General features: G+C 42.5%; 11 protein-coding genes and 1 CRISPR repeat array. Of the genes, 4 read left to right on the top strand and 7 right to left on the bottom strand.

Annotation, left to right across the window (positions count from 1 at the left end):
* Positions 1-269: 269 nt before the first annotated feature.
* A CRISPR array of direct repeats spans positions 270-2,990; the repeat unit is 37 nt; unit sequence GTTCCAATTAATCTTAAACCCTATTAGGGATTGAAAC.
* Positions 2,991-3,334: 344 nt separating this feature from the next.
* A complete protein-coding gene (gene adhE, locus IM507_RS03835) occupies positions 3,335-6,001 on the top strand; it encodes a bifunctional acetaldehyde-CoA/alcohol dehydrogenase (RefSeq protein WP_002778672.1) in 2,667 nt (888 codons plus the stop codon).
* A 432-nt stretch (positions 6,002-6,433) separates the two neighbouring features.
* Here the strand turns inward: adhE and gloB are convergent, their stop codons facing one another.
* Positions 6,434-7,207, bottom strand: coding sequence for a hydroxyacylglutathione hydrolase (gloB, locus tag IM507_RS03830; protein ID WP_287636640.1), 774 nt, complete (start codon positions 7,205-7,207; stop codon positions 6,434-6,436).
* 163 nt (positions 7,208-7,370) lie between these two features.
* Between gloB and IM507_RS03825 the strand changes: the two genes are divergently transcribed.
* Both IM507_RS03825 and IM507_RS03820 read left to right on the top strand, forming a co-directional pair.
* A complete protein-coding gene (locus IM507_RS03825; protein ID WP_287636639.1) occupies positions 7,371-7,928 on the top strand; it encodes a Panacea domain-containing protein in 558 nt (185 codons plus the stop codon).
* Complete coding sequence (locus IM507_RS03820; RefSeq protein WP_002803334.1) at positions 7,921-8,310, top strand: hypothetical protein; 390 nt, start codon at positions 7,921-7,923, stop codon at positions 8,308-8,310. Before IM507_RS03825 ends, IM507_RS03820 begins: the two co-directional genes overlap by 8 nt.
* A 35-nt stretch (positions 8,311-8,345) precedes the next feature.
* On the opposite strand, the gene IM507_RS03815 is transcribed toward IM507_RS03820, so the two are convergent.
* A complete protein-coding gene (locus tag IM507_RS03815; protein ID WP_287636637.1) occupies positions 8,346-10,196 on the bottom strand; it encodes a polysaccharide deacetylase family protein in 1,851 nt (616 codons plus the stop codon).
* A 435-nt stretch (positions 10,197-10,631) separates the two neighbouring features.
* Here IM507_RS03815 and IM507_RS03810 point away from each other — a divergent pair, with 435 nt between their 5' ends.
* Positions 10,632-11,783: an NAD-dependent epimerase/dehydratase family protein gene (locus IM507_RS03810; protein ID WP_002739005.1), complete on the top strand. Its 1,152-nt coding sequence runs from the start codon at positions 10,632-10,634 to the stop codon at positions 11,781-11,783.
* Between the two features lie 101 nt (positions 11,784-11,884).
* Here IM507_RS03810 and IM507_RS03805 read toward each other — a convergent pair whose 3' ends face one another.
* From IM507_RS03805 to hpsN, 5 genes are all read right to left on the bottom strand, one after another.
* Positions 11,885-12,385 (bottom strand): Spy/CpxP family protein refolding chaperone, encoded by a 501-nt coding sequence (locus IM507_RS03805; protein ID WP_287636635.1) that lies wholly within the window; start codon positions 12,383-12,385, stop codon positions 11,885-11,887.
* Positions 12,386-12,405: 20 nt separating this feature from the next.
* A complete protein-coding gene (locus tag IM507_RS03800; RefSeq protein WP_002738771.1) occupies positions 12,406-12,768 on the bottom strand; it encodes a hypothetical protein in 363 nt (120 codons plus the stop codon).
* Positions 12,768-13,352, bottom strand: a complete 585-nt coding sequence (locus IM507_RS03795; protein WP_287636633.1) for a sigma-70 family RNA polymerase sigma factor — start codon at positions 13,350-13,352, stop codon at positions 12,768-12,770. The genes IM507_RS03800 and IM507_RS03795 overlap by 1 nt, the downstream gene beginning before the upstream one ends.
* A gap of 175 nt (positions 13,353-13,527) precedes the next feature.
* A complete protein-coding gene (gene hpsO, locus IM507_RS03790; RefSeq protein ID WP_287636632.1) occupies positions 13,528-14,697 on the bottom strand; it encodes a hormogonium polysaccharide biosynthesis glycosyltransferase HpsO in 1,170 nt (389 codons plus the stop codon).
* On the bottom strand, positions 14,694-15,689 hold the full coding sequence (gene hpsN / locus IM507_RS03785; protein ID WP_002738447.1) for a hormogonium polysaccharide biosynthesis glycosyltransferase HpsN: 996 nt from the start codon (positions 15,687-15,689) through the stop codon (positions 14,694-14,696). The genes hpsO and hpsN overlap by 4 nt, the downstream gene beginning before the upstream one ends.
* Between the last annotated feature and the right edge of the window lie 447 nt (positions 15,690-16,136).

Raw genomic sequence — 16,136 nt, 5'->3', positions numbered from 1 at the left:
TTCTCCGACTCTCAAACAGGATTGGTATTGGTAAGGCTTCAGCTAATATCTCTAACTTAGCTTGCTTTAGTATTTGCAAGGTTCCAACTATCATTAACAACAGTAGATATCTGGCTCGTCCCAGTTCATTTTCTAACACTTTCTGGTATAGTTCACTTATCATTTTCGTTATTTAGGTCATATATGGTAAATATGACTTATCTTTTTTTGGAGTCTGTGTCTGTATTTTATGTTACATAAGCTTTTCAGCTTGCTTGTCCCCCTGTCAGGTTGCAATTAATCTTAAACCCTATTAGGGATTGAAACTAAATTATGATCAAGATAATATGAATGACAAAAATCAGTGTTCCAATTAATCTTAAACCCTATTAGGGATTGAAACGACGGAAAGACGCTGACTCATGCCTATTACACACATTGTTCCAATTAATCTTAAACCCTATTAGGGATTGAAACGTGGGGGAGCGACAAAAGCAAACATTAGAGATTAGTTCCAATTAATCTTAAACCCTATTAGGGATTGAAACAAATCGCCCGGCACTTGATTAGTACAGGCTAACTGGTTCCAATTAATCTTAAACCCTATTAGGGATTGAAACTTCTACTGTATTTAATCCCGCAAAACGCAAAAAAGTTCCAATTAATCTTAAACCCTATTAGGGATTGAAACTTTGCTCTTTCCTTTCTTCTTTTTTGCCAAACTGCCACCACGGTTCCAATTAATCTTAAACCCTATTAGGGATTGAAACCGGCGTTCGATGGGGAAGGCCAGGCGATCGGATACGTTCCAATTAATCTTAAACCCTATTAGGGATTGAAACAGAATTTTATCATTTACAGTCTGAAAAGGAATTATCGTTCCAATTAATCTTAAACCCTATTAGGGATTGAAACACCCGTCTAATCATCGATGGTTTACCATGCCCTAGTTCCAATTAATCTTAAACCCTATTAGGGATTGAAACGAGCTAAAATGTTGAAAGTAAAGTACGAAGGATTGTTCCAATTAATCTTAAACCCTATTAGGGATTGAAACTAATATGGGTGTACCACCGAATTTTTTAGGAGCCAAGTTCCAATTAATCTTAAACCCTATTAGGGATTGAAACAGCCTTGGCTTTTTTGCCCCTTAAAATTCTGGCAAGTTCCAATTAATCTTAAACCCTATTAGGGATTGAAACTAGATGACAGTTTAGATTATAAACTGCGAATAATAGTTCCAATTAATCTTAAACCCTATTAGGGATTGAAACACTTTATAATCGGATCTATTAACAACTGGCATATTTGTTCCAATTAATCTTAAACCCTATTAGGGATTGAAACCCCTCAGTTGCCTCGCTATCCCACTTGTAGAAATGTTCCAATTAATCTTAAACCCTATTAGGGATTGAAACTGTGGAGTACGCGGCTTATGTTCACGAAGGTTATGTGTTCCAATTAATCTTAAACCCTATTAGGGATTGAAACCTTTTTCTCCTCTGGATTTTTTGACTTTTTAGCGTTCCAATTAATCTTAAACCCTATTAGGGATTGAAACCGCAATCTGAAATTAGGATTATTGCCGTAGATCGCCCGTGTTCCAATTAATCTTAAACCCTATTAGGGATTGAAACACAAGCAGGCTTTTTTGAGGGCTGGTCGCTGGGTTGCCACGTTCCAATTAATCTTAAACCCTATTAGGGATTGAAACCAGCATAAGCTCGCCCGCTTTCTGTGATTTTAAAAGTGTTCCAATTAATCTTAAACCCTATTAGGGATTGAAACATCAGAAAAAATCAATATAGGGAATTAAAAATGCACACAGTTCCAATTAATCTTAAACCCTATTAGGGATTGAAACATCTGCCAAATACTCAAACTAGAAGCAAAAATCAAGTTCCAATTAATCTTAAACCCTATTAGGGATTGAAACTGATCGCTGATTCTGAGTTGGCAGATTCAGTCAATGTTCCAATTAATCTTAAACCCTATTAGGGATTGAAACTTCATTGTTTTTACCTCCTAATTAAAATTCACCTTGTTCCAATTAATCTTAAACCCTATTAGGGATTGAAACGTGTAAAGGCTTTTTAGCCCTAAATTTATCTCTTTGTTCCAATTAATCTTAAACCCTATTAGGGATTGAAACAGAATTGGAGCTTATTCAGGCACTTAAGGGGCTTGTTCCAATTAATCTTAAACCCTATTAGGGATTGAAACTTTCGCCTTGGGCGATCGCTTGCTCTAGTTGGTCGTTCCAATTAATCTTAAACCCTATTAGGGATTGAAACAGAACGGCAATTCAATCAATCATGACCAACGGGCGTTCCAATTAATCTTAAACCCTATTAGGGATTGAAACCCGCCATCAGCAAAACCAGGAATCGGCAACTTCAACGTTCCAATTAATCTTAAACCCTATTAGGGATTGAAACTTAGTTTAGCGGCAGCGGCTGCCACTAAACCAGAAAGTTCCAATTAATCTTAAACCCTATTAGGGATTGAAACAGACACAATAACGACATTTTTAAACGCTATAATTGTTCCAATTAATCTTAAACCCTATTAGGGATTGAAACTTGAATCCTAACTCTTTCCCTAAATCAGCAGTAGTTCCAATTAATCTTAAACCCTATTAGGGATTGAAACTATCGCATTGATTGAAAGTGTGGTATGATAGTAAAGGTTCCAATTAATCTTAAACCCTATTAGGGATTGAAACGGTTAATTTTTTCTAAATCGAATCGGTACGTCGGGTTCCAATTAATCTTAAACCCTATTAGGGATTGAAACAGATTAATTCTCTTAGTGCCGCTGGTGATTTTTTTTAGTTCCAATTAATCTTAAACCCTATTAGGGATTGAAACTTTAAAAATAGCTGCAAGTTAACCCTAAGTCCTTGTTCCAATTAATCTTAAACCCTATTAGGGATTGAAACAGGGGTTAATGGCGTTTCGGAGCGCCAGTTTTAGTTCCAATTAATCTTAAACCCTATTAGGGATTGAAACTGGAACTTGAAACCTTCTAGTCTATTAATTTCAAAATGAGAATTGCTGTCAGTGAGTTTATCGAACTGCTTGCGTCCAAAATATCCTATAAATTAGAGGAAGTATAAGCTAATTTGTATTGATAGTAAATCTGTTTTTAATAGTATGAGCAACTCTCAATCGCACGCTAAAAACCTTCTCCCTTGTTCCTTCTCCCCACTTCCCCATACCTATTACCTAGCATTGTTAGTATTCTATAATACCAATGCTTAGGAAACTATAAAGAAAATCCCAAGATTAGGCGAGTCCCTTGGCGAAAAAGGCTATAGTAGCATAAAATCCGTAATTTTATCTACAAAATTGTTATGACAGTTACCAATAGACAAGAGCTAGAAGAACTGATTCAACAGGTGAAAAAAGCTCAACAACAATTTGCCAACTATAGCCAAGAACAAGTAGATCTTATCTTCAAAAAAGCGGCATTAGCAGCCAACAACGCTCGCATTCCCTTGGCTAAAATGGCCGTACAAGAGACAGAGATGGGGGTAATAGAGGATAAAGTGATTAAAAACCATTTTGCCTCAGAAATCATCTACAACAAATATAAACACAGCAAAACCTGCGGCATTATCGAAGAAGATAAATCCTTTGGATTGCAAAAAATCGCCGAACCCGTGGGCATTTTAGCGGGGATCGTACCCACCACAAATCCCACCTCCACAGCCATTTTTAAAGCCCTAATTGCCCTGAAAACCCGCAACGGCATCATTTTTTCCCCCCATCCGCGAGCCAAAGACTGCACGATCGCGGCGGCCAAAATAGTCTTAGAAGCAGCCGTGAAAGCGGGCGCACCGGCCGGTATTATTGGTTGGATCGATCAGCCATCGGTGGAACTTTCCCAAGCATTAATGCAACATCGCAGCATTAATTTAATCCTTGCCACCGGCGGTCCCGGTATGGTAAAAGCGGCCTATTCTTCGGGAAGACCTTCCCTAGGAGTCGGTGCCGGCAATACCCCCGCTTTAATTGACGAAACCGCGCACATAAAAATGGCTGTTTCCTCGATTATTCTCAGTAAAACCTTCGATAACGGCATGATTTGCGCCTCCGAACAATCGGTAATCGTTGTCGATAGCATCTATGAAGAAGTTCGACAGGAATTTATTGATCGCGGGGCCTATCTTCTTTCCCCCGCAGAAAAGGAAAAAGTCGTCGGGATTCTCCTAAAAGATGGTCATATCAACCCCGATATCGTCGGGCAACCGGTGGAAAAATTAGCCAACATGGCCGGAATTTCTGTTCCTGAAGATACCAGGTTAATAATCGCAGAAGTGGAAAATATTGGCTTAGAGGAACCATTTTCCTACGAAAAACTCTCGCCAATTTTAGCCATGTACCGGGCCAAAGACTTTGAAGATGGGGTAAAAAAAGCCGAAAAACTGGTCTTATTTGCCGGTCGAGGTCATACGGCCGTGCTTTATACTGCACCCTCTAATCGGGAACACATTAAGCGCTTTGAAGACAACGTACAAACAGCCCGGGTGTTAATTAATACCCCTTCCTCCCAGGGTGCGATTGGTGATATCTATAACTTCCGTCTCGATCCTAGTTTAACCCTCGGTTGTGGCACTTGGGGCGGTAATTCCATCAGCGAAAACGTCGAACCTACCCACCTATTAAATATTAAAACCGTAGCCGAGCGCCGGGAAAATATGCTTTGGTTCCGAGTACCACCAAAAGTATATTTTAAATACGGGTCATTACCGATCGCTATTCGGGAATTAGCCGGCAAAAAACGGGCCTTTATTGTCACCGATAAACCTCTTTTCGACCTAGGAGTTACCGCACCTTTACAGGAAATTTTAGAAGAAATCGGCATCACGGTTAATATCTTTTATGATGTGGAACCCGATCCTTCCCTGGAAACCGTCGAACGGGGTTTAAATGTCATTAATACCTTCAATCCCGATGTAATTATCGCTATCGGTGGTGGTTCCCCCATGGATGCCGCTAAAATCATGTGGCTACTCTACGAGCATCCAGAGATAGAATTCGAGAGCTTGGCCATGCGTTTTATGGATATCCGCAAACGAGTCTATGAATTGCCCCCTTTAGGCGAAAAAGCTCTGATGGTGTGTATTCCCACCACTTCGGGAACAGGATCGGAAGTGACTCCCTTCGCCGTCGTCACCGATCGCCGTAATAATATTAAGTATCCTCTGGCAGATTATGCCCTAACTCCCAGCATGGCCATCGTCGATCCGGAATTAGTGCTGAATATGCCGAAAAAATTAACAGCATACGGCGGAATTGACGCTTTAACTCACGCTCTTGAGGCCTACGTCTCGGTTTTAGCCTCAGAATATACTAACGCTCTTGCTCAAGATGCCATCCGACTGCTGTTTAAATATCTGCCCAGTTCCTATCATAACGGAGCTAAAGACCCGAAAGCGCGGGAAAAAGTCCATTATGCGGCGACAATGGCAGGAATGGCCTTCGCTAATGGCTTTTTAGGCATCTGTCACTCCATGGCTCACCAATTGGGGGCAATTTTCCACATTCCCCACGGTCTGGCCAATGCCTTGATGATTTCCCACGTCATCCTCTATAATGCCACCGATGCCCCCTTTAAACAGGCGACCTTCTCTCAGTACAAATATCCTAACGTGAAGTGGCGCTATGCCAGGATCGCTCATTCTCTGGGATTGGGGGGAGAAAGCGAGACCGAAAGTGTGGAAAGATTGGTATTAGCGATCGAATGTTTAAAACGGGAAATCGGTATTCCGGCCAGTATCAAAGAGGTAATTCCCGAAAGTGAAGCCGAATTTATGGCCAAATTAGACCATTTAGCCGAACAAGCTTTCGATGATCAGTGTACCGGAGCCAATCCCCGTTATCCCCTGATCGAGGACTTAAAAACCCTGTTAATCCAAGCTTATCACGGCAATTTGCCCCTAGAGGTGGCGGTAAATGGTCACGGTGAGGTCAGTCTTGCCGATTTGAAGTTAGATCCGCAACCCTTGAGCTTGTAGAGATAGATTTTGCCTTTGATCCCCCCTACCCCTTAGTAGGGTTGATTCATGAATCAACCCCACACCCCACACCCCACACCCCACACCCCACACCCTACCCCCCTTAATCAGGGGATATCCCCCCTACCCCCCTTAATAAGGGGATATCCCCCCTACCCCCCTTAATAAGGGGGGCTAACCACAGAAACCAAAAACCTACCTACTTAGGGTTTGCTGAATAAATGTGAAATGTAGGCAAAGTAAGGGTTTTGGGGCTTTTCTCGCGAAACAGGTGCAAGATTTTGAGAGAATCGTCGTTCAAAACCTTGCATCTTCATCGGCCTGCGTCCTGTAGGGGCGAAGCATTCGGGCAATAACCTATCGGTGAAACCGTAGATTTTCTATCCGAATGCTTCGCCCCTACTTTTTCAGCAGACCCTACTTAGCCACTACTTAAAAATTATCTTTTTTCCCCCGCAGCCGTGCAAACACTTGTACTGGTTCGTTGCTATCCATGGTCATGGCCAAAGCGGGACTATCCCAACGCAAAAAAGGATTAGTCAGCTTTTCCGTCCCCAAAATTGCCGGAATCGTGGGAAGATCTTCAGCGCGATGTTTTTCCACTTCCCGATAACGCTGTTGCAGAGCAGCATTATTAGGGTCAACTGTCAAGGCAAACTTTAAATTATTTAACGTATATTCGTGAGCGCACCAAACCCTGGTCTGGTCAGGCAGCGATCGCAATTTAGTTAAAGAAGCCACCATTTGGCCCGGTGTTCCCTCAAATAAACGACCACAACCCCCAGAAAACAGGGTATCACCACAGAATAACTCGCCGTAATCTCCGGGGTTAACCGGGGGAAAATAATAGGCAATATGGCCGCGAGTGTGGCCGGGGACAAAGAAAACCTCGGCCCGGCGACCGGCAAATTCCACCCGGTCCCCCTCCTCTAAAAACAGCTGCTGGCCCGGAATGCGACCGCGATCCTCCTTTCCCCCATAAACACAAAGATGGGGATAACGATTAATTAAAGCCTGATTAGCCCCCACATGGTCGCCGTGGTGATGAGTATTGAAAATAGCGACTAAATCCACCTGTAAAGCCTCTAATCGCCTGAAAACCGGTTCAGGTTCCGCCGGATCCACCACGGCCGCGATTTTTTGTGCCGGATCGTAGAGGAGGAAAATATAATTATCGGAAAGGGCGTTAAGACGTTCGATTTCCATGGTAGAATTTTGGGCTAAGGTTTAACTCGATCATACCTATAGCAGCATCTTTGAGAAATCAGGCTAGAAACCTCAACCACTGGGACAAAATCTTAAATGTGGCCGATGTAGAATAATAACTATAATAAAAGTGTCATAAAAAAGCAGTGAATTTATAGTAGTTATGACGATCAAATTTCGGTTTCATCCAGAGAAAGCAGTGGAAGCCGCTGCTATACTCTTAAAGCTGCACGGCAAACCGATGAAGTATTTAGGGTTGCTGAAAATGCTCTATATAGCTGACCGTCTTGCTTTAAAAACCATGGATCAACCAATTACTGGGGATCGATATATATCAATGGATTATGGACCGGTTCTCAGGGGTGTTTATGATTTGATTAAAGGACAGCCCGTGGACTCTGCTTTACCCCTGTGGTCGAAATATATTTCTCCCCAGGATTCTAATTATGTTGACCTGCTGCAATATCCCGGCAATGAAGAACTCTGTGAAGAAGAAGAAATGATTCTTAAACAGGTTTACAAGACTTTTGGCCATCTCAATCCCTTTCTTGTAGCCGAATGGACTCACGATCTACCAGAATGGAAGGATCCCCATGGTTCGGCTATTCCAATTTTAGTAGAGGATGTTTTGCGATCTATGGGTAAAACGGAGGAGGAAATCGAAGATATTAGCCAAGAAGCCCAGCGAGAAGCCTATTTAGATGGAGCTTTACATGGCTAGTCTGGTAGTCAAGCTGGGGGATGCCTTTTTAATCGATACACCCCCTAATAAGCAACATCTCTATATTGCGATCGCAAAGACTTCTGAAAATAGATATTTATTTGTCAATGTTACAACTCGAAGAAGCAGTTCGGAAGCTACTTGTGTGCTTTTGCCCGGCCTTGGTGTCCCGAATTTTATCGTCTGTGAATCCGTGATTGCCTATCAATTTGCCCGGGAGATGGATGCCACGGAATTAGCCAGTTTAATCACTGCGGGTAGTCCGATTCCAAAAGGCTCCTGTTCAGCCACAATTCTCGCACAGATTCAGCAAGGTGGTCTGGTTTCTCCACGGCTGAAAAACAAGTACAAAATTGCCCTGAGAGCCTTCTTAGATACATAGCTTCAGCCGTTTTCTGGTTAACAAGTTTTTGTCCCCTAACTCCCCGCAGGACAGGAATCGGCGAAAATTACGCAGGGAATCCCCACATGACTAATGGGAACAATATAGGTTTCTGTGGGGGGAAATAAAGCGACAACGTGGGGAACGGGACGGGGAGTATAATGCACTTGCGATTGGCCCTGATAAGCGAGGGAGGTGCTTGCTCCTGAATCCAACATCACCGCCTCCCGAAAACCTGCCTGTACTAATAATTCTCCCAAAGCCATCGAATCGATCGGGTCTCTGGAAACCCCGATTACTGGCTGTCCTGCCTGATTAATCCCCCAAAAAGCCCGGTGACGCAGGGCATCAAAACCGTAAAGTGTACCAAAGGATTCTCGCGATTGTGGTTGTCCATCTTTGACTAACCAAGCGGCCGCGACAAAAGCATCCGTAACCTTGAGATCATTTCTAGCCTCCGCTGCAATTCCTTCTAGGGTATTATGACGAGCAGGATCAAAAGGAAGATAACGCACCCATCGATCGGTAATGATTACTAAAGGACGACCCTCTAACTTGTCAATTTCTCCCTCATATCCCGGGATAAAGCCGCCATTTTGGCTTAAAACCGGCCCGATCATCTGATTTGAGTCCAATTCCTTGAGAGAGAAAAAACCGCCATCTACAGCCGCGATCGCTTCTGTACCGGCGATAATTTCCTCCACTTGATAGCGACTATCAGCGTGGATAGTTTTGGGAATCCCGCCACTAATTAATACAAGTGTATTGGTTGGAAATTCCACTTCCCGTTTTTGGATGGTGGTGGCAAAGTTAAAACCGCCATCGGTACGGGGTAAGGGATCACCCCCCCAAGCTTGCGGTACAACTTCTCGCGTGCGCGATTGCCCAAAGCGTCCAATCGTGAGTAAATTGGGGGATTGTCCAGCAAAATGCTCATCGAGGTCATTCATCGATAAAGCCGCCCGATAACCCGCTTTTTTGACGAATTCCTTCACTCGATCGTCCGCCTTCCCTTCCGGATAGGTGAAATAATTAATGGCAATACCCAATTCTTTTTCTAAAATTTGTTTCGATTGCTTGACTTCTTGCTCCAAATCTGCATCGGACAATAATCTTAAATCCCGGGGATGACTAACACTATGGGAGACAATTTGTACTAGAGGATCGGCGGCCATTTCCTGGAGTTGTTGCCAAGTGACACTGGTTCTGCCGGTTTTTTGAGTCATTTTATTGATATAAATCGAGAAAACGGCAGGATAGTTATATTTTCTCAATAAAGGATAGACATACTGGTAATGTCCCCCATAACCATCATCAAAAGTTAATAAAACCGGTTTAGCGGGAAGGGGGATCCCTGTCCGCAGATGGGAAATTAACCAATCGATACTGATAGGAGTTGCCCCGATTTCCTGCAAAAACTGAAAATGTGCCTCTAATTCGGCGGGAGTAACGTCAAAAAATACCTCTTTTTCCGGTAAAATGTCGTGATACATTAAAATCGGTACTTTTGTCTCTTGAGCGCGGGGATGAATTTCTGGCCAGGGTGCTAATTCGATCGCTGTTGCCGAGTTATTTTGCCAATTATCGAGACTAATATCGTTTTTTTGGAGAGATAGGGGTAGAATCACGCGATCGGAGATGTTTTTATAGGTTTTACAGTCAAAAACTCTCGATATATCCTTAAAGGAACTATCTTCTAGGACATAATCCGCGCATTCTGGTTGAAACTCCCTAAAAGGTGCGGGAAGATAATCACCCCCCACCAGAGCATTAGAACGAGGATAGAGAGAAATTGCCCAAATAATCAGACAAGTGACGATAAATGCCAAAAATCCGTATAGGGGAAGGAAAGGAAACGAAGATTTTTGCCGAGCTTGCCAACGCATAAGATCAAGTAATAAAGTAAAAAGTAAAAAAGAAAAAGTAAAAAAGCAGATAGTCCCTAATTTACTGAAAAAACTGCTTTTTATCTAGATTTTTGGCTTTTGTTTTCTCGTCAGCAAAGCCCACTGATTACAAGCTGAGTTTCTCTGTAATCCGTTCCCTTGTCAAGTTTTCTAGAACACCCTCATCAGTTATCAGTGATCAGATTTGAGTTTTCAGTGGACAGTGGTAATCAGTGAGCAGTTGTCAATAGACTACCTTTATTGATTCTTCCTATTTCCCCACACCCCCATCACCCCATCACCCCACTCCCCACACCCTACACCCTACACCCCACACCCCACACCTTACTATGTTCAGGGGGATTAAGCTGGTAAAGCGTGACACAAAACTGCTAGAGTTACCAAAGACGAGTATATAAACTTTACAGATATTGTATGAGAGTTTTGGTTATTGGCGGAGACGGCTATTGTGGTTGGGCAACGGCACTCCATCTATCAAATAGAGGTTACGAAGTAGGCATACTTGATAGTTTAGTTCGTCGCTATTGGGACTTACAATTAGGCTGCGATACCTTAACACCGATCGCACCCATATCTCATCGGATTCAACGCTGGCAAGATCTGACGGGAAAATCGATCGATCTTTTTGTCGGAGATATTAATAACTACGACTTTCTGATTCAATCCCTGCGACAGTTTCAACCAGACACCATTGTTCACTTCGGAGAACAGAGATCTGCACCCTTCTCCATGATCGATCGCGAACACGCAGTTTTAACCCAAGTTAACAACGTGGTTGGCAATTTAAATATCCTCTACGCGATGAAAGAGGAATTTCCCGAAGCGCACCTAGTGAAACTGGGAACCATGGGTGAGTATGGCACACCGAATATAGATATTGAAGAAGGCTACATCACGATCGAACATAACGGTCGTAAGGATACTTTACCCTATCCCAAACAGCCAGGTAGTATGTACCATCTTAGCAAAGTCCACGATAGCCATAATATCCATTTTGCCTGTCGGATGTGGGGTTTAAAAGCCACAGATCTCAATCAAGGGGTGGTTTATGGAGTCCTCACCGAAGAGACGGGAATGGATGAGATGTTAATTAACCGTCTTGATTACGATGGGGTTTTTGGTACTGCTTTAAACCGTTTTTGCATTCAAGCAGCGATCAGTCATCCCCTAACAGTGTACGGTAAAGGTGGTCAAACGCGAGGATTTTTAGATATCCGCGATACCGTGCGTTGTTTGGAATTAGCGATCGCCAATCCTGCTCAATCCGGGGAATTCCGCGTTTTTAACCAATTTACCGAACTGTTTAGCGTCGGTGACTTGGCACTGATGGTGAAAAAAGCTGGTTCTGCGTTAGGGTTAAATGTGGAGATTAACAATCTTGACAACCCGCGCATCGAGTTAGAGGAACATTATTTTAACGCTAAAAACACAAAATTACTCGATCTAGGCCTACAACCTCACTATCTCTCCGATTCTCTCCTTGATTCCCTCCTAAACTTCGCCACCAAGTATAAAAATCGGGTAGATATGAATCATATCCTACCAAAAGTCACTTGGAAACGATAATTTATTAGTAAATGATAAGTTGAGGATGGGTTACTTGCCCATCCTTTGCGTTTTTCTAATGTATCGCCATCAAACTCGATCTTAATCCGAACTGATGGGAATTATTGTCGTCCGCAATTGCGGGAATTAGGGCAACGTTCCTGCATTAACTGGGAAAATTCCGTTCTTTGAGCGGGAGTTAACACTTGACGAATTTCTAAAAAACTTTCAAATTGCAGGTTACTCATTTCTTGGCGATTCCGAGAGATTTGCTGATGTTTAGCACGAATATCTCGATCGGAGGCATTATTCGATAATAAACTATTTAATTCTTGTTCGTTGCTTCTCAGGGTTTCTCGCAACTGTTTGGTTTTTTCCTGATATTTCTGACGAATAGCGGCAACTTTCGACTTTTGGTCATCGGTAAGGTTCAATTGTTCAATTAGTCTTTCTCTAGAATTATCCATCCCACGGGGACGATTTTCAGGACGTTGGGGAGAGCTAGTTTGAGCAATAAATAGACCATCTTGGGGATAGGATAGCACAGTGGCAGTGGGGACTAGGTTAGCGGCCAGAGTTAAAGCCATGGTTGTGCCGAGAATCGAGACAGTAGAAAAGTACATAATTGACCTTGACAAAGAAATTAAGGATTATAGGTAGAATAGGTGAGTTGAGGCTCGTTTAAGCTCATCCAAGGCGAACTATAAACGCTAGGAGCAGCAATCGGTGGAGCGATGCTATGGTTCCAACTCTCCACTAAAAAAGCTTCTAACTCCTCGTCGGAAATTTGGCTCAGTTGTGGATGAGGATCGGACCAACGATAGGAAGCAAAAATCAGCACAGATAAGGCAGTAATACCAGTTATCCACCCCAATTTTGGGAAATTTACTGGCTTTTCTTCCCTAATCATTTGCATTAACTGTTCTTCTTCATCTATCGGTCGAGGTGGCAGCGATGGACGATAGCGACGCAGAAAATTAACCACTTTGTCATCTTCTGGGGACATTAGAGAACTCCTTGTTTTTGCAAAAATTGGCCCATGATTTTACGCGCATAATGAAGACGTGATTTCACCGTACCGAGGGGAATTTCTAAGATTTCGGCGATTTCCTTTTGGGGTAAGTCCTCTAGATCGTGAAGCACGAGGACAGCGCGATGTTCTAAACTGAGAATTTCTAACCCTTGTCGGACCACCTCCTCATAATGCAATTGCATCAAATCGGGACTATCTTGGGGACGGGATTCACTATCAAGGGGGTTTTCCTGATCAGTGCTTTTGGCGATCCTCATTTGTCTTTTGGCTAATTGTCGCCGACCATCGAGCGCCACATTGCAGGTGATCCGATAAACCCAAGTGGAAAAGTATTCAGGTGAACGCAATTTCGGCAACCCGTGCCACAGTCTTAAAAATACCTCTTGGACAAAATCCTCTAGGAATTCCTGTCCACAGAGTTGATAGAGAGTAGAGCGGATTTTTGGTTGATAAAGACGGTAAAGGTGACGAAAAGCACCCCGATCACCCCTTTGACATTTTAAAACTAACTCTCGATCGCTCACACTTGTTTGTTTCTCGGTTATCACCTCGATCATTCCCCTCACCCCTAGCTACTTGTCCCTTTAGACTAGGGGGTGTCAAGAATGGTTCATAACCAGTGATCAGTTATCAGTGATCAGTTATCAGTGATCAGTTATCAATAGACTACCTTTATTGATTCTCCCTATTTCCCCATCACCCCACACCCCACACCCCACACCCCACACCCGATCACCGAGGGAGTAATTGTTGATAGAAATCCAATTGTTTTTGAGCGAGGGCTTTATTAGTATAATTGGTCATTATTCTCTGATAACCTCTCTGGCCTAATTCTTGAGCGAAGCTGGGATTATCTAAGAGAATTTGTATAGATTTAGCCAGTGCTTCCCCATCTTTTTCGGGAAAAATTAACCCCGTATCAGCAATAACAAAGGGAATTTCTCCTGAATCGGAACCAATAACAGGAACCTGACAGGCCATAGCTTCAATTAAAACATGACCGAATTGTTCTTTCCAACCGACGGCCGTTAAAGTTTTGACCCGATAGGTGATTTCTGAAGGCAAAACTAAAGTGTTCATCAGGTTAATATAATTAACTACTTGATCGTGGGGAACACTTTCCACTATCATCAAGCGATCGCTTATTCCTGCGGCTGTAGCTTCCCTGACTATTTTATCTTTCAGGATGCCCCGACCTAACAGTAATAACTTCCACTTACCTGTTAATTTATTTACAGCTTTAATCAAGGTTAGAATGCCTTTTTCTTCCACAAAACGACCGATAAAACCAATCACAAATTCATCGCTTTCAATGCCTAAAGATCGGGCTAAATCGGGTTGCTTGCCCGGAGAAAAAAGAACTTCATCCACGCCTAATTGCGGTAAAACGGTGTATTTACCCCTGTAACCCCGTTCTTTTAAAACATCTACTCCGTCCTGATTACCGGCAATTAAACCATCGGTATTTTTCAGGTTATAAGCTTCTAACCAAGAGATGGGAAATTTAGGAGTATAGGGAAGATTCCACCAAGTAAAAAATACATTTTTAGCCCGGAGATTTAAGAGACGATTCAGAGTAATAAATTGTGCATAACCGAGAGATTTAGAACCCTGTTCCACTTGAATAATATCTGGTCTAAATTTTTGCAATAAAGAAATTATATCAATACCAAAAGTTAATAAAGCTTGGTTATTCTGGCTAAAATTAGAGATAGGAATGACTTGGAAATTATCGGCTATTTTCGGTTGACTTTCAATGATTTTATTTTGGACTCCTCCCGGTTGCCAACGTTGGGGAACAACAATAGTAACTTCAATATTAGGATTTAATCTTGTCAGGGAGCGCAGTTTCTCACAGTTGAGATCAACTATATATGTATGACTAGCGACTAAAATTCTCATAGATTATCTAGTTTTGTATAAATTTGGCCATCATTCCAGAGGGACTTAACTTGAGTTTTCAGAGCATCCAGAAAACCTAAACCATAAAAAATTCCCCTAGAAAGGATTTTAATCGGGGAACCACCTTTATTACAGGGAGGATTGCCAAGAACGTGACAGTCAAATAATTTAGCATAGAGTCGCAATTGTTGCGCGGGAGTGAGATTTTTCAGAGCCATCAGAAAGTGATTATGATAAAAAGTCGTCTGATAACTCAGAGAACGAGTGCTAATATCATGACAGCCGCCGGTTTCTTCCCCTAAATGAACCAGATAAGCGGTGGGATCGTACCAGACATGATAGGGAGTCCGGCGTAACCTTAAGCAAAAATCCGATTCCTCGCGCACGGCACTGCCACGAAAGCGTTCATCGAACCAAATGCCATATTTCGTAAATATATCCTTCCGGAAAGACATATTACAGCCCCGGGCCGAGATTACCTGCTGGGGTTTAGTGGTGTGGACAAGATCGATGTAATACCAAGCAATGCCGGGATCCATGGCTTGGGGGGGTAAAAAGTCGATTTCGTAGGGTTTGCTGGTATCTGTCACCATTTTTTGGGAGTCACCCAATTTCATGCGATCGAATACCCGACCTGCCACTACACCTATCTCAGGGTTCTTGACAAAATTCTCACCATGTGCTTTGAGATAATTATCCGGTAGCCGCACATCATCATCGATAAAAAGAACGATATCGCCCTGGGTGCGACGGACTCCATAATTTCTGGCACCGGGTAAACTCGCCCAATCCAGCCGATACCAGCTAATTTTGTGCTGATTAGCCAGATTTTCTAGATAGGATTGTATTTCGGGGCTGTGGGTAGCGGTTTGGTCGATAACCAATACCTCAAAATCGGGATAATCTTGTTTGAGCAGGTCATCGAGAGTATCTTTAAGAGGCTCTTCGCGTCGATAGGTGGGTATGATGACAGAAATCGAGGGAAAATTCATAGCAGTAATCAGTAATCAGTAAACAGTAATCAGTAAACAGTAATCAGTAAACAGTAATCAGTAAACAGTAATCAGTAAACAGTAAAAAGACGGTAGGAAACTTCTATTTAATACCGCACACTTAAAAACTCACATCTGATATAGCGTTTCTTACACCTGTGTGGTACAGTTAAACATTTGCTGATTAAGCTTTTCACCATCGACAATGTACCTCTTGCGAACAGGAAACGCTATAAATGAAAACTTACATCTGATAACTGATCACTGATAACTGATCACTGAAAGGGCTGATAGCTTATAGTAATTTGGCTCTACCGAACCTGTCATGTAAAACTATCAATAACTCATGCTTGTAAAGTTTGTACACTAAGGCTTTGAGTTTTTGTTAGATTGATATTTATCAACTTTAGAGCCTTGCTGTGCAGAGAGGGAGCTTGAGGAATTTTC

Source organism: Microcystis sp. M20BS1, from assembly GCF_020245305.1.
Classification (GTDB): Bacteria; Cyanobacteriota; Cyanobacteriia; order Cyanobacteriales; family Microcystaceae; genus Microcystis; species Microcystis ichthyoblabe_A.
The sequence above is the reverse complement of the archived record's forward strand: the minus strand, read 5'-3'. Positions and strand labels throughout refer to the sequence as shown.